A 20,731-nucleotide genomic window follows, 5' to 3' on the forward strand; every position below is an offset into this window, starting at 1 on the left:
GGCGCGGCCCCGTTCTTTCAGTGATTGTTTCGCGGCACGCCTTTTTCCTGCGCGACCCGCCGGTATTTCACGGCGGGCTTCAGCACCATGCCGGCTGAGAGCTGGTCGACCATGCCGCGCTGGATTTCCTGCCACGGCGTCTGGTGCTCGGGATAGGCGTAGCCGCCATTGGCTTCCAGTTTCGCGCGGCGCTCGGTGAGTTCCGCGTCCGAAATCAGGATGTCGGCCGTACCCTTGCGCAAGTCGATCCGCACGCGGTCCCCGCTTTTCAGCAAAGCCAGCCCGCCGCCGACCGCAGCCTCCGGTGACGCATTGAGGATCGACGGACTGCCCGACGTGCCGGACTGCCGGCCGTCGCCGATGCAGGGCAGGGCGTGCACACCCTTTTTGATGAGATAAGCCGGCGGCTGCATGTTCACGACTTCCGCCGCACCCGGATAACCGACCGGCCCGGTCCCGCGCATGAACAGAATGGTGTTTTCGTCGATGCCGAGCGCAGAGTCCTCTATGCGGTCGTGATAGTCTTCCGGTCCGTCGAACACCATCGCCTTGCCTTCGAAGGCGTCCGGATCCTCGGGGTTGGAAAGGTATCGTTCGCGGAATTCCGTCGAGATCACGCTCGTCTTCATGATGGCGGAATCGAACAGGTTGCCCTTGAGGTTGATGAAGCCGGCATGCTCCTTGAGCGGTGCGGAAACCGATCGGATCACCTTTTCGTCGAGGTTTTCCGTCTCGCCGCAATTCTCGCCCATGGTGCGGCCATTGACGGTGCGCGCATCGGGATGCGGCAGCAGCCTACCCTTCATCAGCTCGGCCACTACAGCCGGCACACCGCCAGCATGGTGGTAATCCTCGCCGAGATATTCGCCGGCCGGCTGCAAATTCACCAGCAGCGGCACATGGTGGCCGACACTTTGCCAGTCGTCATTGTCGAGCGGCACGCCGAGATGGCGCGCGATGGCATTGAGATGGATCGGCGCGTTGGTCGAGCCACCAATGGCGGAGTTTACGACGATGGCATTCTCGAACGCCTCGCGGGTCATGATGTCCGACGGTTTCAGGTCCTCATGAACCATCTCCACCGCACGTCGGCCGGTCTCATACGCTATCTGGCCACGCTCGCGGTAGGGGGCGGGGATCGCCGCCGAACCCGGAAGCTGCATGCCCAGCGCCTCGGCGAGGCTGTTCATCGTCGTGGCCGTGCCCATCGTGTTGCAGTAACCGACGGAAGGGGCCGACGAGGCGACGAGGTCCATGAAGCCGCTATAGTCGATCTCGCCGGCGGCCAGCATTTCTCGGGCCTTCCAGACGATGGTGCCCGAGCCGGTGCGTTCGCCGCGATGCCAGCCATTGAGCATCGGGCCGACCGAAAGCGCGATGGCGGGAATGTTGACGGTGGCAGCGCCCATCAGCATCGCCGGCGTGGTCTTGTCGCAGCCGATGGTGAGCACAACGCCATCGAGCGGATAGCCGTAGAGCACCTCGACCAGGCCGAGATAGGCAAGGTTGCGGTCGAGCGAGGCGGTGGGGCGCTTGCCTGTCTCCTGGATCGGATGAACCGGAAACTCGAAGGCGAGCCCGCCGGCCGCGGTGATGCCGTCGCGCACGCGCTTGGCCAGTTCGATGTGGTGGCGGTTGCAGGGCGACAGGTCGGAGCCGGTCTGTGCGATGCCGATGATCGGCTTGCCGGACTGAAGCTCCTCGCGGGTAAGCCCGTAGTTGAGATAGCGCTCGATGTAGAGTGCGGTCATGCCCGGGTCGGCGGGGTTGTCGAACCATTGCTGGGACCGAAGTTTCGTCCTGGCTGTACCGGCCATGTGCATTTCCCTCTTTTGAAGCAGGCTGCATTTATTGCATGCTCGCAGGCGATTGCGCTACATGTGAGCGAGCCACCCGGGAGGATTTGAGCCATGGCGATGACGATCGAAGGCGAAGAGCGGATCGAGGCGCCGATCGGCAAGGTCTGGGAAGCGCTGAACGACCCCGAGGTGCTGGCCGCCAGCATCCCCGGCTGCGAAAGCCTCGAGAAGAAATCCGATACCGAGCTTGAGGCGGTTGTGACCCTCAAGATCGGGCCGATCAAGGCCAAGTTCAACGGCGAGGTCGAGCTCAAAAACCTCAAGCCGCCGCATTCCTACACCATCCAGGGCGAAGGCAAAGGCGGCATCGCCGGCTTCGCCAAGGGCGGCGCCGACGTGACGCTGACCGAGGATGGTCCGGACGCGACGATCCTGCGCTACGAGGCGAAAGCCGATGTCGGCGGCAAGATCGCCCAGCTCGGCAGCAGGCTCATCACCTCGACCTCGAAGAAGCTGGCGGGTCAGTTCTTCTCCAACTTCAACGAAAAGGTAAGCGCCGGCTGACGGAGTGCGTCCGGCGAAGCCACGGCCGTCATAGACGATGTGCATCCTTCGAGGCTCGCGGAGCCTGTCCTCGGGCTTGCCGGAGGCAAGACCCGGGGGCTCGCACCTCAGGATGAGGGCTTTTGCGCATCGAGCCCGCAACTCTGTGGGTCCGAGGGCCAGCCTCCCTCATCCTGAGGTGCATCGAGCCCGCAACGTAGTGGGTTAGAGAGCCAGCCTCCTCATCCTGAGGTGCGAGCGGCAGCGAGCCTCGAAGGACGCACCATCCTCGCTGCCCAACGGCGCGCCTCCTAGGCTACCGCAGCTCGCGCCGAAGAATCTTGCCGACATTGGTCTTCGGCAGCTCGGTGCGGAACTCGACCTGTCTGGGCCGCTTGTAGCCAGTCAGCTTGTCCTTGCAGAACTCGATGAGGTCCTTGTCGGTAAGGTTCGGGTCCTTCTTCACGACGAAGATCTTCGGCACCTCGCCGGATTTCTCGTCGGGCACGCCGACCGCCGCCACCTCGAGTACGCCCGGATGCATGGCAATGACGTCCTCGATCTCATTCGGGTAGACGTTGAAGCCGGAGACCAGGATCATGTCCTTCTTGCGGTCGACGATCTTCACGTGGCCGCGCTCGTCCATGAAGCCCATATCGCCCGACTTGAAGAAGCCGTCCTTGGTCATCACCTTGGCGGTCTCGTCAGGACGATTCCAGTAGCCGGCCATGACCTGAGGGCCCTTGATGCAGATCTCGCCGACTTCGCCGAGCGGCACGTCCTTGCCGTCCTCGTCGCGGATGGCGATCTCCGTCGACGGGATCGGCAGGCCGATCGTGCCGGAGAATTCGTCGGCGTCGAATCGGTTGGCGGTTGCGACTGGTGACGTTTCCGACAGGCCGTAGCCCTCCGATATGACGATACCCGTCAGCTTCTTCCAGCGCTCGGCGACCGCCTTCTGCACGGCCATGCCGCCACCGAAGGTGAGAAGCAGAGGTTTGAAGTCGAGCTTCTGGAAATCCTCGTTGTTCAGCAGTGCGTTGAACAGCGTGTTGAGGCCCGGGAAGACGTTGACCGGATATTTCTGCAGTTCCTTCACGAAGGCGGGGATGTCGCGCGGGTTTGCGATGAGGATGTTCTCGGCCCCCTGCTGCATGCCCATCAGCGCGTTCACGGTGAGTGCGTAGATGTGATAGAGCGGCAGCGCGCAGACATAGATCAGCCGGTCCGGCTTCGGCCGCTTCACATAAGCGCTTTCCACCCACAATGCGTTCTGGGCAACGTTGGCGAGCACATTGCTGTGCAGCAGCGTTGCGCCCTTCGAAACGCCGGTCGTGCCGCCGGTATATTGCAGGAACGCAACGTCATCGAGGCCGACATCGGGCTTCTTGAAGGTCTTCGATCTGCCCTGGCTGAGCGCGTCGTTGAACTTGACGTGGCCGGGCAGCGACCAGGCGGGCACCATCTTCTTTACCCGGCGCACGACGAGATTGACGATGAAACCCTTGAGGCCGAGCATGTCGCCCATGGCTGCGACAATCACGTGCTTGACCGGTGTGTTCTTGAGCACCGTCTGGAGCGTGGTGGCGAAGTTTTCCAGGATGACGATCGCCTCGGCGCCGGAATCCTTGAGCTGGTGCTCGAGTTCGCGCGGCGTGTAGAGCGGATTGACGTTGACGACAGTGTAGCCGGCCCGCAGGACTGCCATCATCGTCACCGGATATTGCAGCACGTTGGGCATCATGATCGCGACGCGCGCGCCCTTGGCAAGGCCCTTCGACTGGAGATAGGCGGCGAGGTGGCGCGAATGCTCCTCAAGCTGCGAGAAGGTAAGCGTCTTGCCCATCGAGGTGAAGGCCGGCCGCGCAGCGAAGGTCGCGCACGACTTGACCATCATGTCGCCGATCGAGGCGTCGGCAATCGGCTCGATCTCGTGCTTGACCACGTCGGGATAGCTCGCAAGCCACGGCTTTGCCGATGCCTTGGCAGATGCGGCCTTCTTTGGCGTGGAGGCCGCCTTTGCAGTCTTCGCAGATGTCGCCTTGGATGCGGGAGCGGCCTTTGCCGCTGCCTTGGCTTTGGGCTTTGTAGCCGCCTTCCTGGCAGCCGGAGCTGCCTTGTCGGCGGTGACCTTCGCAGCAGGAGCTTTGGTCGCAGCAGACTTCGACGTCGGTGCGGCCTTCGCAGGAGCCTTGGCGGTCGCCGTCTTCGAGGCTGCGGCCTTGGCCGGCGCCTTTGGCTGGGCGGCGGACGATTTTGCCGGCGCTTTTGCGGTAGCAGGCTTTGTCGCCGCTGTCTTGGTTGCCGCCGGCTTGGCCTTCGCGTCGGTCGTGGTCTTCTTCGGCGCGGCCGTCGTCTTCGCCTCGGCGGCCTTCGCACCCGGCTCCTTCTTGGTCGTTTTGGTTGCTGCCGACTTTTTGCCGGAAGCAGTCTTTGCCGGGGTCTTGGCCACGAGTTCCTCCCTGAGAGCTCTTGTTATGCGTCTATCTAGGGCGACAACCCACGCGGGTGCAAGTCTCGCTGGGGAAGTACCGACAGCTCTTACTGCCCGTAGCCGGAATGCCCTTCGAGGAACGAAACCTCGGCTTGGGTGCTTTCGCGCCCGAGCACGCGGTTGCGGTGTGGAAAGCGTCCGTATTGCGCAACGATGTCGCGGTGCTCGATTGCGTATTTCAGCCCGTCGTCCTCGCCCAGCATCCGGAAGAGGTCGACGCACCGCTCCTGGTCCGCCGAAACCTCCGAATGCATGAAGGGCATATAGATGAACGACTTGGCCTTCGGCTCGACCTGGCTGTCGTAGCCGCGGTCGACAGCCAGCCGGGCGATGCCGATGGCAAGGTCGTCGGTAGCGAAGGCGGCCGCCGTCTTGCGGAACATGTTGCGCGGGAACTGGTCGAACAGAATGATCGCCGCCAGCGCCGTCTGCGGGTCGTCAATCGTCTTCACGTCAAGTTCGGCTTTCTGGCGCTCATAGACGTCCAGAAAGCGCGATCTTATTTTTTCATCCAGTTCCGGTGCGCCGCCGAACCAGTCCTCATAGGTGAGTTCCTCGAACCAGAACTTGAGGATGTCGTCGACCCACTTTTCGCGCGTCATGGCTTTTCCCTTTCCTATTCTACCTTCGAGATGTCCGGCACGGAGTTGAGCAGCATGCGTGTGTACTCAACCTTCGGGTCGTCGAAAATCTCGTCGACCGGACCCTGTTCCACCAGCACGCCGCCGTGCATGACGCCGACATCGTCGGCCATCTGTCGCACGACTGCGAGATTGTGGCTGATCAACAGATAGGTCAGACCGAACTCGTCTTGAAGCCCGCGCATCAGGTCCAGCACCTGCGCCTGCACCGAAACGTCCAGCGCTGACGTCGGCTCGTCGCAGACGATGAACTCCGGCTGGCTGGAAAGCGCGCGGGCGATGGCGATGCGCTGGCGCTGGCCGCCCGAGAACTCATGCGGGAACTTGCGCATGACGATCGGGTCGAGGCGGACCTTTTCGAGCAGGTCGGCGACGCGATCCTCCGCTTCGCGCTTGCCGCTGACCAGTTTCAGCGCCCGCATCGGCTCGGCGATGATGTCGCCGACCCGCCAGCGCGGGTTGAGGCTGGCATAAGGGTCCTGGAAGATCATCTGCACGCGCTGCCGGCGCTTCTGCGTACCCGATCCGCTTTCCCAGATGTCCTCGTCTTCCAGCAGCACCCGGCCCGATGTCGGCGGGATGAGGCCCACCAGCATGCGCGCGCAGGTCGACTTGCCGGAGCCGGATTCGCCGACCAGCCCGTAGGTGGAGCCCTTGCGGATGCCGAAGGACACGTCCTGCACCGCCTTGACGACCGAGCGCTTCGAACCCTTCACAAGCCTGTCGAAGAACGACGGCGACAGGTCGAAGTCCCGCGTCAGGTTCTCCACCTTGACGAGCTGCGTCGCTGCCGGCGGCACGTCGTGGCGGCGTGTCTCGTCGCGGATCGAAGGGATCGAGTCGATCAGGCCGATCGTGTACTCTTCCTTCGGTCGCTTGATGATGTCGCCGACTGTACCGGTCTCGACGATCCTGCCCTTGTTCATCACGATCATGCGGGTCGCCGTTTCGGCGATGACGCCCATGTCGTGCGTTACGAGCATCACGGCTGCACCGCGGCTTTCGCACAACTGCTTGAGCACCTTGATGATCTGCGCCTGAACCGACACGTCGAGTGCCGAGGTCGGTTCGTCGGCGATGATCAGGTCCGGCTCGGCGGAAAGCGCAAGCGCAATCACCACGCGCTGGCGCATGCCGCCGGAGAACTGGTGCGGATAGCTGTCGATGCGGGTTTCGGGCGAGGGGATGCCGGCTTCGCCGAGAAGCTCGATCGCCCGCTGCCTGGCCTGCGCCTCGTTCATCGGCAGGTGCCGACGGATGGTTTCCACCAGCTGCTGGCCCACCGTGTAGAGCGGGTTGAGCGATGTCAGCGGGTCCTGGAAGACCATGCCGATGCGCTTGCCACGGAGCTTGGCCATCTCCTCCGGCGGCAGGTTGTCGATGCGCTTGCCGCTCAGGTAAATCTCGCCCCCGGCAATATGGCCCGGCGGCTCGATCAGGCCGATGATGGCAGCGCCCGTCATCGACTTGCCGGCACCGGACTCGCCCACCACACCGAGGATTTCACCCGGCATGATGTCGAAGGACACGTCGTTGACGGCGGTGAACAGGCCTCGTCGAAGCGGAAATTCGACGACGAGATTGCGGACTGAAATGATGGGCTCAGTCATCAGCGCAGCCTCGGGTTGAGCGCGTCGCGCAGCCAGTCGCCAAGCAGGTTCACGGCCAGAGCCAGCAGCACTAGCGTGATGGCGGGGAAGAACAGGATCCACCATTCGCCCGAGAACAGGAACTGCTGTCCGATGCGGATCAGCGTTCCGAGCGAGGGCTGGGTCGGCGGTACGCCGACGCCGAGGAACGACAGCGTCGCCTCCTCGATGATCGCCAGCGCAAGCCCGATGGTGGCGATCACCAGCACCGGCGCCATGACGTTCGGCAGCACGTGACGGACGAGGATGACCAGCGGATGCACGCCCATGATACGCGCGGCAGAGACGTAGTCCTTCTGCCGTTCGACCATGGTGGCGCCGCGCACCGTGCGCGCGAACTGCGCCCAGTTGGAAAGGCCGATCGCCACGATCAGCACCCAGATCGCCATGCCTTCCTGCTGGCTCGGCGGAATGATGCCGCGCGCGATGCCGAAGATGAGCAGCGCGATCAGGATGGCGGGGAAGGAGAGCTGGATGTCGGCGACGCGCATGATGATGGAGTCGGTTGTGCCGCCGACATACCCGGCGGTAAGCCCGAGCGAGATGCCGATCGCCATCGCGAACAGCGTTGCCGAAACGCCGACGAACAGCGACACGCGGCTGCCATAAAGAATGGTCGACAGCACGTCGCGACCCTGATGGTCACTGCCCAGCAGGAAGTAGTTGCCCATCATCGAGTTTGAATTCGGCGCGGTAAAGCCGTCCATCAGGTTGAGGCTTGCAGGGTCGAACGGATTGTAGGGCGCGATCCACGGCGCCAGGATCGCCGCGAGCACGAGCACGAATGCCACGGTTGCAGCGACGATGGTGACCGGCGAGCGCCGGAACGAGAAGAAGACGTCGGAATCCCACATGCGGTAGAGGCGGGACGGCGGCTTGGTGGCCACGGGCGTGGCCGGGTTTTGTGGTGTGGACATGGGCCTATTTCCCCGATCCGGAGGCGTGTACCCGCAGGCGCGGATCGACGGCGTAGTAGAGGATATCGACGATCAGGTTGATCACGACGAAAACGAAGGCGATGAACATCAGGTAGGCGGCCATCACAGGCACGTCGACGACCTGCACCGAGTTGATGAACAGCGAGCCCACGCCGGGCCACTGGAACACGGTTTCGGTGACGATCGCGAAGGCGATGACAGAGCCGAGCTGCAGGCCGGTGATAGTGATGACCGGGACCATGGTGTTCTTCAGTGCGTGGCCGAAATTGATCGCACGCTTGGACAACCCGCGCGCCCTGGCGAAGCGAATATAGTCCTGCCGCAGCACCTCCAGCATCTCCGCGCGCACCAGGCGCATGATGAGCGTGAGCTGGAAAAGCGACAGCGTTATCGCCGGCAGGATGAGCGAGCGCAGGCCGGATTCAGTCAACAGCCCCGTGCGCCACCAGCCGAGATCGACCACCTGGCCGCGGCCGAATGACGGTAACCACTGCAGTTCCACCGCGAAGATGTAGATGAGTCCGATGCCGATCAGGAAGGTTGGCAGCGAAACGCCAACCAGCGACAGCGTCATGATGATCGCGGTCGAAAGGCTTTTCGGCCGCAGCGCCGTGAAGACGCCGAGCGTGACGCCCACCACCAACGCAATCAGCGCCGAGGTGAAGGCCAACTCGATGGTTGCCGGCAGGCGCGACATGATGAGTTCGCTGACCGGCTGCTGCAGGCGGTACGAAATGCCGAATTCGCCTTGCACCGCGTCGGTGATGAAGCGGAAGAACTGGACATAGAACGGATCGTTCAGACCCAGCCTCTCACGGAGGGCTTCGAAGTCTTCCAGACGCGAATCCTGACCGAGCAGCGAGGCGACCGGATCGCCCACATAACGGAAGAGCATGAAAGAGATGAGGGCGACGACCAGCATCACGACGATGGACTGGGCTAGCCGTCTGAGGATGAAGGCAAGCATGACTTTGGTCCCCATAGGGTGCAGCGTCCGGCGTTGCCGAACGAACGATGCACGGCATCGCGGCGTCCACCGGTCCATCGATCAGGATGGAGGCGGAAACCGCGACCTTTGAGTGCGGGATGCTAACGAAAAAGGCCCGCGCCGCAAAGTTTGCGACGCGGGCATTCAACGCAAGTCCTGTTACTCGCCGAAGGTGACGTTGTAGAGGCGCGGCTGGTTTTCCGGATGCACGTCCAGGTTCATGCCGTCCTTCATGGCGTAGGCCAGCACCTGATTGTGGATCGGCAGCAACACACGGTCTTCCTGAACCGTAGCCCAGATTTCGGCGATCGTGGCGTTGCGCTTGTCCAGGTCGACCTCGGTGCCGAGCGACTCGATCTTGGCATCAAGTTCCGGATTGGAATAACCGCTCGGGTTATAGGCGCCGTAGTGACCCGACTGCGTGTGGATCAGGTCGTTGAAGATGTAAGCCGAATCGAAGGTCGGAACGCCCCAGCCGAGCAGGTAGAAATCCGTCTCCGAGTTCTGGATCAGCGGCGAGTGCTGCGTGATGGGACGCGAGGCCAGCGTGGCCTTGATGCCGATCTGGCCGAGCATGCCGACGACGGCCTGGCTGATCGCCTCATCGTTGACGTAGCGGTTGTTCGGTGTGTCGAGCGTGATCGTGAAGCCGTCCGGGTAGCCTGCTTCCGCCAGCAGCGCCTTTGCGCCTTCGACATCGGCCTTTTCGGGATACTCGTTCAGCTCGGGCGTCCATCCGTTGACGAAGGGCGGGGTCGCCACGCCGGTCGGCACCGACTGTCCGCGCATCACCACCTGCTGGATGGCGTTGCGATCGATGGCCAGGTGCATCGCCTCGCGAACCTTCGGATCGTTGATCGGGTTCTTGTCGGTGATGTTGGACGACTTCAGCGGTGCGTCGCCGAAGCGGTAACCGAAATAGATCACACGGTTTTCGGGGCCGGTGGTGACCTTGATGCCGTCGCTCGAGGCCAGGCGTTCGATGTCCTGCACCGGCACGTCCTGAACCAGGTCGACCTCGCCCGAAAGCAGTGCGGCGACGCGGGTCGCGTTGTCGGCGATCGGGAGATAGATGATCTCGGTGACGGCCGGCTTGGTCTCCGCCCAATGGTTCTCGTTCAGCTTGAGGACCGAACGCACGTCGGGGTCGCGCGACTCCAGCATATAAGCGCCGGTGCCGTTGGTGTTGCGCACGGCGAAGTTGTCGTCCGTCGAGCCAGCTTCCTGGACTTCCACGGCGTTGTTAGCCTCGGTCCAGGTCTTGTCCATCATGAAGGTGTTGGTCAGGTTGTTCGGATAGAGCGGTGACGGTCCGCTCATCTTGACCTCGACCGTGTGGTCGTCGACGGCAGTGACACCTTCCACGCCGGCATGAAGCTGCTTCATGTTCGACTTGTCGGAACGGGCGCGGTCGAGCGAGAACACAACGTCTTCGGCGGTGAAGTCGGCGCCGTCATGGAACTTGACGCCCTGGCGCAGTGTGAACACCCACACCGTCGGATCGCCTTCCTTGACCGCCCACTCGGTGGCGAGGCGCGGGATCAGATTGCCCTCGACATCGCGATCCACCAGCGTTTCGTAGATATGGTGGGCGAAGGTGTGCGTTACACCCTGGTTCTGCGAATGCGGATCGAGCGTCAGCGCGTCGGACGCGCGGGCCCAGCGAACGGTTTCCGCGGACGCCGGCATGACAGCGGCGCCGAGCGCGAGAACGCTCGCAGTGAGAAGAAGTTTACGCATAGTGGCTCCCAAACTCTTTTTTGTTTGTTCAATGTTCCCCGTGAGGGCCTGAGCCCACCCACGATTGGCGGGTACCATAAGGGAGGGGATTGTGTTTGAAAAGCGCCCTTTTTCAGGCTTGGCAGCCATCATCGCAATCAGTCTAACCCGCTGATTTCGGTTTATTTTAGCACTTCTGGATAGAGCGGCGAGGCATGCGCACCCACTTGTGTTTTCCACTTGCTGCGAAAGGTCTTTCAGACTTGAAACAATTGGTTGTGCTGACGGGAATCTGGGTAAGATAGTTGCGCCATATGCTCGCGGGGCGCCTTGATACGGGTGTTTTAACACGGGGGATATGGAGCGGCTGGACGAATGGTACCAAAACGCGAAGATCGACACGCCTGATCTGCTGGCATGGCTGAAGGGGCAAACACCTGAGGAGTGGCATCTGGCTGCGTGCAGGACGACGTTCGATGGCGACCAGCGCCGTCTGGCCTGGATTGTCGACCAGCCGGAATGCGAGCGGTCGACGGCTCTTTGCGTCTTCTGGCAGGGCCAGCCTGGCTACCACCTGAAGGAACTGCTGCTGGGAGACGGCGCGCTACCGCCACGCATTTCGCTTGAGATTGCCGTCGTTTTGAAGCGGATCGCCGACAACCTGGCAGCGGGCTTCTACAAGAATCCCAATATCGGATTTCCGACACCTCCGCCGCCAGGGGGGTATGACGATTGGCGCGGATTTGTCCAACGTTTTGAAAGCTACCAGGCAGATGTCAGACAGGTCGTGGATGCCGGAAAGGTGATGCCTTGGCCATTGCCTGCACTGGCTTTCGAAAAACTCGCCGGTCGCGGGCCCGTATCGGACTACGGGATCGAAGGAGGGGAGGTGCACTTGCGGTACGATCTCTGGTGCGAAAGCACGCAGAGCACGGGCCATGCATACAGCGCTGCCATCTATGGGAGCTACAAGCCGTTCGACAATTTCTTCCTCGATGGCCTGGTTGGCGGGAGCTGGCTCGATTTCGACAGCCGGCGCTATGTCTCGGCAACCGGAGACTTCGCCAACGGCAGCCGGTCGGGCCATCAGCTATTCGGTTCGCTGACGGCGGCATACGAATTCCGTGACGACACCTGGCTTCTTTCACCCTATGGCCGGGTGGAACTCTCCCGGACGTGGCTCGACGGGTTCGCGGAAGAAGGAGGCGGCGACTTCGGCCTGCGCTACGGGGACCAGAGCATCGATACCGTTTCAGGCGTGATCGGCCTGCGCGCGCAATATGCCTTCAAGATGTCCTGGGGCACGCTGAAGCCCGGTGCGCGCGTCGAATACACGCATGATTTTGCAGGGTCGAGCCGGATCAATCTCGGCTATATCGATCTCGATCACCTGCCCTACTGGCTGGAGATCGAGCCATCCAAGCGGAACTATGTGACGCTTGGGCTTTCGCTCGATGCAGACCTCCCGCAGGACTGGACCCTGGGCTTCGACTACCGGACCGCATTTGGCAGCGACCAGCAGGATCACGCATTCGGCCTTGATCTCGCCAAGCGCTTCTAGGCGGGCCCAATAGGCGAGGCCGCAAAGCCGGCTGCACTTTACGCCCGACGAAGCACGTCCTGCCATTCGGGGTGTCGATCGATCTGTGCCTTTGCGAAGGGGCAAAGCGGAATGATCTCGATCCCGTCGCGTCTCGCGTCATCGATCGCCTGGCGCACAAGTCGTTCGCCGACCTTGCGTCCGCGCAGTGCTGCAGGCACTTCCGTGTGATCGATGATGATAAGGCTCTCGCCGGCCCGGCTGTAGGTCACTTCCGCCTCGATTCCGTCGATGACAAGACGGTATCGGCCCTTCGACGGGCCATCCGCCCGCTCGACCTTCTCACCGCCAAGCGAGGATGCACTGCCTATCGGCATTGCGTCGGCAGCACGAACCTTTCGTGGTTTGCCGTGGGCGCATTCCAGAAGATTCCGGTCCCATCCGCCCAGATCTGCCGCCGCTTCATAAGTCGAGACGAGAAAAGCCATCAGCGCTTCGTCGGGATCGGCTGCGGACCGCACCCCATCGTAAGGGAGGATGAATTCCGACAAACCTTCGTGCCAGAAGGCGTCATCGGGGCGAATCAACGCCGCGCGGTAGCCGTCGGGCGCCGGGTAGGCGTATGCGTAGAAGGCCGGGTATTCGATGCCGCCGCCGCCCGGCCAGAAGCCGACAGACGAAACTTCCCGGTCATAGGCCTCCTGCGCCACATCGTCCGGCAGGGACGGGATGCCGCCCGGATGCAGCGGCGCGCGCCGACCCGAAAAGCGGGTGAGAGCCAGATCGAAGCTGCCCCAGAAGAGATGAACCGGGCTCGATTTCCCGAGAAAGGAGGTGCGAAACCGTTTGAATACTTTGTCGGCTGCGATCAACGCCTGATGGAAGTGCTCGACTGCGTCGCGGTCATAGGGCCGATCGCGATCGTCCTCGGCGAAGGGGATCGGGTTCGGCACCTCGTTCGGCCGACCGTTGAAGGTAGGCGTGCCGCCGAGGTCAAGGATCAGTTGCATGAAGCGTGTTTGGAACGTGGCGACCGTCATCGGCTCGAGGTCGAAGGATGCACTGCGGCCGTTGCCGCAGATGCCGACGACCGTGTGCTCGCGCAGGTCGAAAAGAATTTCTACGCCGGGTCCATCGGGTATCGGCGAGGAAGCCAGTCCCTTCGGCGTGACATAAAAGGTCGCGTTCCAGGAATGATTGAGCCACGGCGTATGTGCCAGCCGATATTTACCTGCGATCTGGAGGTACAGATGCAGAGCTGAACACGTATCGCGCCAGCTAAGGTAATCAAGTCGGGGCCACTGGTTCATGATCGTATCTCCGCGCCAGTTCCGGTCAATCGGGCAGGGGAATGTGCTCTTTCCGGTCGTCGACGGGCAGGTCGAAACGTCCCTTGCCCCAATTCGCCGCGCGCCATTCTGCTTTCGCGAGCTCAATACGCTCCTGGGACGACGCGACGAAGTTCCACCAGATGTAACGCGGTCCGGTGAACGTTGCGCCGCCGAGAATCATCAGCCGCGCGCCCCGGTCGCCGGCTGCCACTGTAATGCGATCGCCTGGCCGAAACACCATCATTTGACCAGCCTCGAATGCCTGGCCGGCAACCGAGATCGCGCCGTCGACAATATAGATGCCGCGATCTTCGTGGTTGTCTGGCATCGGCAGGCGGCTTCCGGGTTCCAGTTTCACATCTGCATAGAATGTCTCGGAAAGCATGGTAGCAGGCGCAACCTTTCCATAGGCGTTTCCGAGGATTAATCGAACTGAAACACCTTGGTCTTCGATGATCGGTAGCTTTTCTTTGCCATGGTGTTCGAAGGTGGGGGCCACATCCTCGTGGCTATCCGGCAAGGCAAGCCAGGTCTGTATCCCGAACAGGCTGTTCGGGCCGCTTCGTGCAGCCGCAGATGTGCGCTCCGAATGCGTTACACCGCGCCCGGCGACCATCCAGTTCAGCGCTCCCGGCCTGATGATCTGGTCGGCGCCAGTGCTGTCGCGGTGGTGAAAGTCACCCTGGAACAGATAGGTCACCGTGCCGAGGCCGATATGCGGATGCGGCCGCACGTCTACACCCTGACCGGTCAGAAGCTCAGCCGGCCCAGCCTGATCGAAGAAGATGAACGGCCCGACCATTTGCCGCTTCGGCGCCGGCAGGGCGCGCCGGACCTCGAAGCCGCCAACGTCGCGTGAGCGAGGCACGATAAGGGTCTCGATCGCATCGAGGCCGACGTCGTCCGGGCAGCCCGGTTCGATTGATGGGTTCCAGCTCATGCGCGTCGTCCTTTCATGATCCCGCCGGGTGAGTCACGTAGCCGCCAGCCGAGTTCGCAGCTAGCCCCGCGGCCCGCCGAGCTGTGTAGCGAAAAGTGGAACGCCAACGACCGGCGGCTAGCGATCAACCGCCGCCAGGCGAGGGTCCTTCGCGAGGCACTCTATCAGCAGCTCGGTGAGGACCTGCAACTTTCTGGAAGGATGCTGCCCGGGTGGTCGGACAACGTAAACGCCCGCCGAAGGTGGCGGATAGCGTGTCATGATCGGCACAAGCGCGCCTGAGGCGACATAATCATCGGTGATACAATCCGGTAGCCAGGCCACTCCCAGACCTGCCGCGGCAGCCACGGCAAGCGCGATGCCATTGTCCGCCTTGTAGCGCCCCTGCGGATTCACGGTGACGACCTTGTCGCCGTCCATGAACTTCCACGCTTCGATGCCTTGCATCAGCGCCTGGTGCTCGGCAATGTCTGCCGGGGTCGCTGGTGCGCCATGCGCCTTAATGTAGTCCGGGCTTGCCAGAAACTTTGCGTGGATGGTCCCGACGCGCCTTGCGACCATATTAGAGTCCTGGAGGAGGCCCACCCTGATTGCACAATCGAAACCCTCGGCGATGAGATCGACGAAGCGGTCACTGTAAGCGGAGTGGATGTGAAGTCTGGGATGCCGGGACGCCAGCTCTGCCAACACCGGCGCGAGATGCGTTGGACCGAGGGTCAGGGGCATTGCCACGCGCAGGCGGCCGGTCAAGTCCCCGCTGGGCTGAAGCACTTCCCTTGCGGCATCAATCTCAGCGCCCACTCTTGCTGCGTGTTCTCGAAAAGCGACGCCAGCTTCCGTAAGCGCGGCGCCGCGGGTAGTTCGCGCAAGAAGCTGCACGCCAAGTTCCGCCTCAAGCCGAAAGAGCCGACGGCTGACGATCGACTTTGACACACCGAGCCGCCGCGCGGCCGCCGAGACGCCACCTGCATCGGCAACCTCGACAAATGTCTGCAGATCTTCGGTGTCCATCTGGTGTTCCCGTCTTCGCGACGCAGCTCCTCCCACCGTATCACAATCGCATCGCCGCTGATCCCTGTTCAGAAAGCGAAAGGGCACTTCTGTGGTGTTCCGCCCACCGTTTAGAAATAGCATGCTTGCACATACATGCGTATTGACACGCGGTTTCGCTTAAGATATTGCATGTGCATGCATGTAAATGGAGGGCGCGAATGAGTTCCGTAACCATCTATTCCGACTATGTCTGTCCGTTCTGCCTGCTGGCGGAGCAGGTTCTTTCCGATGCGATCGGCGACCGTGAAATTCGCATATCCTGGCGGCCTTTCGAGCTGCGGCCCGAACCGGTGCCGACGCTGCGGCCGGAAGATCCCTATTTGCCGACGATCTGGAGCCGGTCCGTTTACCCGCTCGCCGAAAGGCTCGGAGTTTCGATCCGGCTTCCGTCGATCTCACCACAGCCGCGCACAGACAAGGCATTTCGACTGTTGTTGCTGGCGCAGGATCGGGGGCTCGATCATCCTTACTCGATGGGGGTGCTGCGGGCGTTCTTCCAAGAGGATCGCGACATCGGCAGTCCTGAAGTCCTGATCGAACTGGCCGCGAACGCGGGAATGGATCCCGGCGAAGCTCGGCAGGCGCTGGAAAGCACTGCCTATGCGGAGCGCCATCGCGAGGCGCTGCGCCATGCCCGGGACGATATGGCGATCACTTCCGTTCCCACAATCGTAGTCGGCAAGCAGGTTTTTCGGGGAACGCCACCGGCGCACGAATTGCTGCAGGCAATCGACCGGCTCGAAAGCGCAACCGTCAATCCGGGTTTCTCCCATCCGGCTTAGCGGGCCCCACCATAGGCACATGCCTTAACAAGCTCACCAGTCATAAAAGGATACTTGCAATGAGCTGGCTTTATCTCGGAATCGCCGTGGTCTTTGAGATCGCGGTCGCTATCAGCGCAGGCAATGCGAAGGGGTTCACGCGCCTCTGGTGGACTGTCTTGACACTCGTCAGCGGAGCCATCGCGACCTTCTTCCTCAGCCTGGCGCTCCTCACCTTCGATGTCGGTGTCGGATACGCGATCTGGACGTCCGTGTCCGGTGTCGGAATCGTCATTCTCGGAGCTCTCTTCTTCGGCCAACAGCTGGACTGGAAGAAGGCACTCGGCATCGTCTGCGTGATCGGGGGCGTCATTGGCCTGCGCCTCAGCGGTGCCGCCTGACGTGGATGCGCCGACCCTTCATCCCCAATTCCATCCTGACTCAAAGGAACTGAATATCATGGATACGATTCAAAAGACCCAGACCAGCGGCAGTGCATGGGGCATGCTGCTTCTCGCCAGCGCCTTCGAAGTTGGCTACGCGCTCAGCGTTGGAGGCAGCCAAGCGTTTACAGTCCTGAGCTGGTCGGTCGCTGCCGTCATTTTCTTCCTCCTCACGCTTTACTTCCTGAGCGCCGCCTTGCGCACCATCGACGTGGGCATTGGCTATGCGGTATGGGCTGGCATCGGCTCCGTCGGAGCGGCTGCTTTCGGTAGCATCCTGCTCGACCAGCCGTTGACGCTGATCCAGGCATTCTGGCTGGGCGTCATCATTGCCGGTGTCGTCTGGCTGAAGCTGGCCGACAGCGCCAAGCTCCGGGGACAGGCCTGATGATTGGCGAACCTGCCGAGCGGTTCGCGCGACTCATGGAGGAGGCGGTCGCCTTCTCCATGGACCATGTCCACGAGGGCGGCATTCCCTTCACTGCTTTGGTAGTCGATCAAGGGGGTGCTGTTCTCGGTCGCGGCATCAACCGCGTCCGGGAACACCACGATCCGACAGCGCATGCGGAAGTCGAGGCGATCCGCGATGCCTGCCGCACGCATGGAGCGACCCATATGCGGGGCGCAACGCTTCTGGCATCGGGAGAACCATGCGCAATGTGCTACATGAGCGCGCTCTATGCAGGTATCTCTCAAGTGTTCTTTGCGGCTGACCGTGATGAGGTGGCAGCGCACGGCTTCGACTATCGCGGCGCATATCAAGTCTTTGCAGATGATCCGCAGACCTGGCGGTCACCTGCGGTGGCCAAGTTCCCCGTCTCCGGAGGGCTGCGCCCATTTACGGAGTTTCGAGCGAGGTTGCGCCAGCCATAGGCATTTGCTTTCTATCTGCATGAGCATACATATGTGAAGACAGGCTTCGTGCAGGCGGGAAAGGAATTCAGGTTTCTCATGTCGAACAAAAGCGATTCATGGCTGACGCTGATTCACGCGATAGCCAATGTCGAGGCCGAGATTGCCAGGATCCTGCAGGATCGGCACGGCCTCGGCCTGTCGGACTATCGGGCGCTGGAGGTGCTTGCGCGATCCCCGAAATCCGAACTGCGAATGCAGGAGCTGGCCACCCATTTGCAGCTCAATCAAAGCTCTGTCTCGCGAATGGTGGAGCGTTTGGAACGAGGAGGCCTTACGGTTCGGGACCTCTGCCCGGACGACAAGCGCGGTGTTTATACCGTGCTCACCGACAAGGGCCGTTCGCACGCAGAAGCCGCCCGGCCCGATTACGAGAAGGCGCTCGATGGGGCTTTGGAAAAGCACAAAGGTTTTGCCACCTTGACCGCCAATTTCCGCGCGGAGTGATATGCCACATCGATATTACTTCGCAGGGACTACGAAGGACCAGAATGGGTAAGGCTCGCCGTCGCCTACCACCAATGCGGTAGCGGCACGGGTTCAGACGGATGAACGAATGGTCTTAGCGACAGGTTGCTTTGCCTGGTTTTCGGGCGACAATTGCCAACCCTGGCCCATCAACAATAATAATGTAGGACTCCCTGCGATGAAGAAGCCGATATTTGCCTTTTTCGCCGTCCTGGCTCTTGCCGCCTGCCAGACTGACACTGGTAACGGCAACATGGGCCAACTGCCTTCCGGCGGGAATATGGGCCAGCAGGCAGCAAGCCCAATTCCCGATGTCGGATTTGATTCAAGCGTTTCGAACGCTGCGATCCAGTCGTGCCAGAGCGCGCTTTCGGGCATGACCCAAGCGGGCGTCGAAGTTGTAGGCACTGAGGCCTCACAAGCGGCCGTAACCGTCTACATGACGGTTGGAGCGCAGCGCGCGCCATGGCGCTGCAATGTCTCAAACAGCGGTCGCGATCCAGACTTGATGTTCCTCGGCTCGGAAGGAAACGCCTAGCAAGGCTCTCGTGCCGGCTGGCTGGCAATGAAATTGGCGCCGAGGGCAGCAGCACGGGCGACCGTGTCGTTATCAAGTCTCCTCGCGGCGCGAGTAGCGCGCAGGAAGAAAGGCCGGCGTGAACGCCGGCTGAAGCCCGTTGTCAGATCGACGGCCTTGGTTCGGTTCGGGGGTCGTTCTCCCGATCCGCAGTCGCCGGCGCCGGGTCCTGCAAAGCATCGCCTTGTGGATCTGCTTGCAACCCGCTCCACCTCGATACTACCTCATAGCCCACCGCCAGAATTACCGGGCCGATGAAGACCCCGATCACACCCCATTGTGTGAAGCCGCCGAGAGCACCGAGAAATGCCAGCGAGGCCGGCACATCGCCTCCTTTACTGGCAATCATGGGTCGCACGATATTGTCTGCGAGGCCAACCACCACGATTCCCCAGAAGAGAACGTAGGCCGCCTGCCATCCATGGCCGTCAGCCCAGAGCCATATCGCCAGCGGCACGAATATCAGGAGCGGGCCGATCTGGATCAGAGCCAGCATGAACATCACGCCTGCCAGGAGCATCCAGTTTGGAATGCTCACAACGAGAAAGGCGATGGTTGCCACCAAGGTCTGGACAAGAGCAGCCCCAAGTACGCCGACGACGGTCTGCCGCGCTGTGTGCGCCGAGTCTTTGGCAATGTCCTGGGCGAAGCGGCCCCCCAGCCTGCCGAAGAACCGGTCGAGGCCACTCGTCAGGCGATCGCCGGCGTAGAGGAACACCACGGCCAGGAGAATGCCGATCGCGAACTCGCCAACAAAGACCCCGAATATCTCGACCTCTCCGAGGAGCCAGAGGAAACCCGTCTTGATCTCGTCTCGAAAGAGAGAGGGCGTGCGATGCATCGGTCGTCAGATCATGCCAGAAGGCCGTAACCTGCGGGCCGATGGCCGGGAGATCAGCAAGAATGGCGGGAGGCTCAGTGGGGCCGACCTCCGATAGACGACCAGTCCACGAAAGCGCATTCGGCAGGAAGTTGAGCATTGCCACCGCCAATCCCAATGCGGGAATCACGACCGTTCCGGCGAGGAGAATGCCCACTATCCATGCTGACAGAAGGCGGCGCCCGTCGAGCTTCCTGACAAGCCAGCGAAACCATGGGTCGATCGCAATGGCGACAACCGCGCCCCAGATGATCGCGGGCAGAAATGGTGAGATCGTCAGATACACGACAACGACCAACGCACCGACTACCGCCGCCGGCGCCAGGCGATCGATATACTCTGATCGACGATCGAGCTTTGATCCCGGTCGCGTTGCCATCGTCGCTCTCTCCCATGAAGCCCGCTCGATATTAGTCTGCGCCCTGCTCTTGTCCAACGTCACCTGTACTGGCGCCCGACGCAGGCGGAGTTTTCAATGCTGCAGAGTGCCCAAAAGCAGCTTCCATCGGCGGTGAGTTGGAACGCGGCGTCGGGAAAATAGCGTCTTAACCCACGGGAAAGACGCAATAGTACCGAGACGACGTGGATAGAGGTCTGGTGTAGGGAGGAAGTGGTGCCGAGTGTTGTCTGCGGCTAACTGTTCTCTGAACTGAATTCCCTGATATCCGGCGAAAAACAGGGAACTGTCCGCAATTGCGGGTACTTTACTCGTTTTCCTGTCGATTTTCCGGCGCCAGATCAGTGGCTTGCCAAGGTTCCCTGCTTGCAGGAGAAAGGAATCATTCGGTCAAAGCAGGCCGGTGATGGCTACATAACAAAGGATTCTGCAGCCACTGGCAGCGATACGTTGCCGTTACGTGGGATCGCATTGCAGTTATGCGGGAACGTGTTGCCCTTAGCTGGAAACTGAGCGGCGTCCTGCGGAAATGGATTGGCGTGGACCGGGACCCGATTGTCCTTAGAGTCCGTGCCGAAACTGCTCATGAGTGGCGTGCGATGCGTCTGACGAGGATCATGACGGCCGCGGCGTAGAGGAATGCGGTGGCGGATTCGAT

The 20,731-nt window shown here is 61.7% G+C and carries 20 protein-coding genes; 8 read left to right on the forward strand and 12 right to left on the reverse strand.

Annotated elements, in window-relative coordinates; translation table 11 throughout:
• Positions 1 to 17: 17 nt before the first annotated feature.
• On the reverse strand, positions 18 to 1,817 hold the full coding sequence (locus tag ACVJNE_RS17875) for an IlvD/Edd family dehydratase (RefSeq protein WP_499567744.1): 1,800 nt from the start codon (positions 1,815 to 1,817) through the stop codon (positions 18 to 20).
• Between the two features lie 93 nt (positions 1,818 to 1,910).
• Between ACVJNE_RS17875 and ACVJNE_RS17880 the strand changes: the two genes are divergently transcribed.
• A complete protein-coding gene (locus ACVJNE_RS17880; RefSeq protein ID WP_368802072.1) occupies positions 1,911 to 2,363 on the forward strand; it encodes an SRPBCC family protein in 453 nt (150 codons plus the stop codon).
• A 295-nt stretch (positions 2,364 to 2,658) separates the two neighbouring features.
• Here the strand turns inward: ACVJNE_RS17880 and ACVJNE_RS17885 are convergent, their stop codons facing one another.
• The 6 genes from ACVJNE_RS17885 to ACVJNE_RS17910 all read right to left on the reverse strand — a co-directional run bounded on the left by ACVJNE_RS17885 (position 2,659) and on the right by ACVJNE_RS17910 (position 10,792).
• On the reverse strand, positions 2,659 to 4,794 hold the full coding sequence (locus ACVJNE_RS17885; protein WP_499567746.1) for a long-chain fatty acid--CoA ligase: 2,136 nt from the start codon (positions 4,792 to 4,794) through the stop codon (positions 2,659 to 2,661).
• Between the two features lie 89 nt (positions 4,795 to 4,883).
• Entirely contained in the window at positions 4,884 to 5,438 is a 555-nt protein-coding gene (locus ACVJNE_RS17890) for a DUF924 family protein (protein WP_173187287.1), read from the reverse strand.
• A 14-nt stretch (positions 5,439 to 5,452) separates the two neighbouring features.
• On the reverse strand, positions 5,453 to 7,087 hold the full coding sequence (locus ACVJNE_RS17895) for an ABC transporter ATP-binding protein (RefSeq protein ID WP_499567748.1): 1,635 nt from the start codon (positions 7,085 to 7,087) through the stop codon (positions 5,453 to 5,455).
• Entirely contained in the window at positions 7,087 to 8,043 is a 957-nt protein-coding gene (locus ACVJNE_RS17900) for an ABC transporter permease (protein WP_173187285.1), read from the reverse strand. The genes ACVJNE_RS17895 and ACVJNE_RS17900 overlap by 1 nt, the downstream gene beginning before the upstream one ends.
• A gap of 4 nt (positions 8,044 to 8,047) precedes the next feature.
• The gene (locus ACVJNE_RS17905) at positions 8,048 to 9,031 is read right to left on the reverse strand and encodes an ABC transporter permease (RefSeq protein WP_368802827.1); all 984 of its coding nucleotides are present in this window, start codon (positions 9,029 to 9,031) and stop codon (positions 8,048 to 8,050) included.
• 180 nt (positions 9,032 to 9,211) lie between these two features.
• Positions 9,212 to 10,792 carry an ABC transporter substrate-binding protein gene (locus ACVJNE_RS17910; RefSeq protein WP_499567752.1) on the reverse strand — a complete coding sequence of 527 codons (1,581 nt, stop codon included), beginning with the start codon at positions 10,790 to 10,792 and terminating at the stop codon, positions 9,212 to 9,214.
• A 337-nt stretch (positions 10,793 to 11,129) separates the two neighbouring features.
• Here ACVJNE_RS17910 and ACVJNE_RS17915 point away from each other — a divergent pair, with 337 nt between their 5' ends.
• Complete coding sequence (locus ACVJNE_RS17915) at positions 11,130 to 12,332, forward strand: DUF4274 domain-containing protein (protein WP_499567754.1); 1,203 nt, start codon at positions 11,130 to 11,132, stop codon at positions 12,330 to 12,332.
• Between the two features lie 38 nt (positions 12,333 to 12,370).
• Here the strand turns inward: ACVJNE_RS17915 and ACVJNE_RS17920 are convergent, their stop codons facing one another.
• The 3 genes from ACVJNE_RS17920 to ACVJNE_RS17930 form a co-directional block, all read right to left on the reverse strand.
• A complete protein-coding gene (locus tag ACVJNE_RS17920; protein WP_499567756.1) occupies positions 12,371 to 13,621 on the reverse strand; it encodes a DUF5996 family protein in 1,251 nt (416 codons plus the stop codon).
• Between the two features lie 25 nt (positions 13,622 to 13,646).
• Positions 13,647 to 14,582 (reverse strand): pirin family protein, encoded by a 936-nt coding sequence (locus ACVJNE_RS17925; protein WP_499567758.1) that lies wholly within the window; start codon positions 14,580 to 14,582, stop codon positions 13,647 to 13,649.
• 117 nt (positions 14,583 to 14,699) lie between these two features.
• On the reverse strand, positions 14,700 to 15,593 hold the full coding sequence (locus tag ACVJNE_RS17930; RefSeq protein WP_499567798.1) for a LysR family transcriptional regulator: 894 nt from the start codon (positions 15,591 to 15,593) through the stop codon (positions 14,700 to 14,702).
• Positions 15,594 to 15,793: 200 nt separating this feature from the next.
• On the opposite strand from ACVJNE_RS17930, the gene ACVJNE_RS17935 reads away from it, so the two are divergent.
• The 6 genes from ACVJNE_RS17935 to ACVJNE_RS17960 all read left to right on the forward strand — a co-directional run bounded on the left by ACVJNE_RS17935 (position 15,794) and on the right by ACVJNE_RS17960 (position 18,757).
• Positions 15,794 to 16,417 (forward strand): DsbA family oxidoreductase, encoded by a 624-nt coding sequence (locus tag ACVJNE_RS17935; RefSeq protein ID WP_499567761.1) that lies wholly within the window; start codon positions 15,794 to 15,796, stop codon positions 16,415 to 16,417.
• 59 nt (positions 16,418 to 16,476) lie between these two features.
• Positions 16,477 to 16,797, forward strand: a complete 321-nt coding sequence (locus ACVJNE_RS17940; RefSeq protein ID WP_499567763.1) for a DMT family transporter — start codon at positions 16,477 to 16,479, stop codon at positions 16,795 to 16,797.
• A gap of 58 nt (positions 16,798 to 16,855) precedes the next feature.
• Positions 16,856 to 17,227, forward strand: a complete 372-nt coding sequence (locus tag ACVJNE_RS17945) for a DMT family transporter (RefSeq protein WP_499567765.1) — start codon at positions 16,856 to 16,858, stop codon at positions 17,225 to 17,227.
• Positions 17,227 to 17,712, forward strand: coding sequence for a nucleoside deaminase (locus ACVJNE_RS17950; protein ID WP_499567767.1), 486 nt, complete (start codon positions 17,227 to 17,229; stop codon positions 17,710 to 17,712). Before ACVJNE_RS17945 ends, ACVJNE_RS17950 begins: the two co-directional genes overlap by 1 nt.
• A 33-nt stretch (positions 17,713 to 17,745) precedes the next feature.
• Complete coding sequence (locus tag ACVJNE_RS17955) at positions 17,746 to 18,198, forward strand: MarR family winged helix-turn-helix transcriptional regulator (RefSeq protein ID WP_499567769.1); 453 nt, start codon at positions 17,746 to 17,748, stop codon at positions 18,196 to 18,198.
• 109 nt (positions 18,199 to 18,307) lie between these two features.
• The gene (locus ACVJNE_RS17960; protein WP_499567771.1) at positions 18,308 to 18,757 is read left to right on the forward strand and encodes a lipoprotein; all 450 of its coding nucleotides are present in this window, start codon (positions 18,308 to 18,310) and stop codon (positions 18,755 to 18,757) included.
• A gap of 142 nt (positions 18,758 to 18,899) precedes the next feature.
• Here ACVJNE_RS17960 and ACVJNE_RS17965 read toward each other — a convergent pair whose 3' ends face one another.
• Both ACVJNE_RS17965 and ACVJNE_RS17970 read right to left on the reverse strand, forming a co-directional pair.
• Positions 18,900 to 19,637: an AI-2E family transporter gene (locus ACVJNE_RS17965; RefSeq protein WP_499567773.1), complete on the reverse strand. Its 738-nt coding sequence runs from the start codon at positions 19,635 to 19,637 to the stop codon at positions 18,900 to 18,902.
• Between the two features lie 846 nt (positions 19,638 to 20,483).
• Positions 20,484 to 20,731 (reverse strand): hypothetical protein (locus ACVJNE_RS17970; protein ID WP_499567775.1); only part of this gene is annotated, 248 nt, incomplete at its 5' end.

The organism is Mesorhizobium sp. DxT (assembly GCF_058448885.1).

Bases quoted from the DNA above. Each gene is read 5' to 3' on its own strand.
- ACVJNE_RS17925 (WP_499567758.1), bottom strand. From the start codon at position 14,582: ATGAGCTGGAACCCATCAATCGAACCGGGCTGCCCGGACGACGTCGGC.
- ACVJNE_RS17950 (WP_499567767.1), top strand. From the start codon at position 17,227: ATGATTGGCGAACCTGCCGAGCGGTTCGCGCGACTCATGGAGGAGGCG.
- ACVJNE_RS17915 (WP_499567754.1), top strand. From the start codon at position 11,130: ATGGAGCGGCTGGACGAATGGTACCAAAACGCGAAGATCGACACGCCT.
- ACVJNE_RS17920 (WP_499567756.1), bottom strand. From the start codon at position 13,621: ATGAACCAGTGGCCCCGACTTGATTACCTTAGCTGGCGCGATACGTGT.
- ACVJNE_RS17945 (WP_499567765.1), top strand. From the start codon at position 16,856: ATGGATACGATTCAAAAGACCCAGACCAGCGGCAGTGCATGGGGCATG.
- ACVJNE_RS17960 (WP_499567771.1), top strand. From the start codon at position 18,308: ATGGTCTTAGCGACAGGTTGCTTTGCCTGGTTTTCGGGCGACAATTGC.
- ACVJNE_RS17930 (WP_499567798.1), bottom strand. From the start codon at position 15,593: ATGGACACCGAAGATCTGCAGACATTTGTCGAGGTTGCCGATGCAGGT.
- ACVJNE_RS17905 (WP_368802827.1), bottom strand. From the start codon at position 9,031: ATGCTTGCCTTCATCCTCAGACGGCTAGCCCAGTCCATCGTCGTGATG.
- ACVJNE_RS17890 (WP_173187287.1), bottom strand. From the start codon at position 5,438: ATGACGCGCGAAAAGTGGGTCGACGACATCCTCAAGTTCTGGTTCGAG.
- ACVJNE_RS17880 (WP_368802072.1), top strand. From the start codon at position 1,911: ATGGCGATGACGATCGAAGGCGAAGAGCGGATCGAGGCGCCGATCGGC.
- ACVJNE_RS17900 (WP_173187285.1), bottom strand. From the start codon at position 8,043: ATGTCCACACCACAAAACCCGGCCACGCCCGTGGCCACCAAGCCGCCG.
- ACVJNE_RS17910 (WP_499567752.1), bottom strand. From the start codon at position 10,792: ATGCGTAAACTTCTTCTCACTGCGAGCGTTCTCGCGCTCGGCGCCGCT.
- ACVJNE_RS17895 (WP_499567748.1), bottom strand. From the start codon at position 7,087: ATGACTGAGCCCATCATTTCAGTCCGCAATCTCGTCGTCGAATTTCCG.
- ACVJNE_RS17875 (WP_499567744.1), bottom strand. From the start codon at position 1,817: ATGGCCGGTACAGCCAGGACGAAACTTCGGTCCCAGCAATGGTTCGAC.
- ACVJNE_RS17940 (WP_499567763.1), top strand. From the start codon at position 16,477: ATGAGCTGGCTTTATCTCGGAATCGCCGTGGTCTTTGAGATCGCGGTC.
- ACVJNE_RS17935 (WP_499567761.1), top strand. From the start codon at position 15,794: ATGAGTTCCGTAACCATCTATTCCGACTATGTCTGTCCGTTCTGCCTG.
- ACVJNE_RS17965 (WP_499567773.1), bottom strand. From the start codon at position 19,637: ATGCATCGCACGCCCTCTCTCTTTCGAGACGAGATCAAGACGGGTTTC.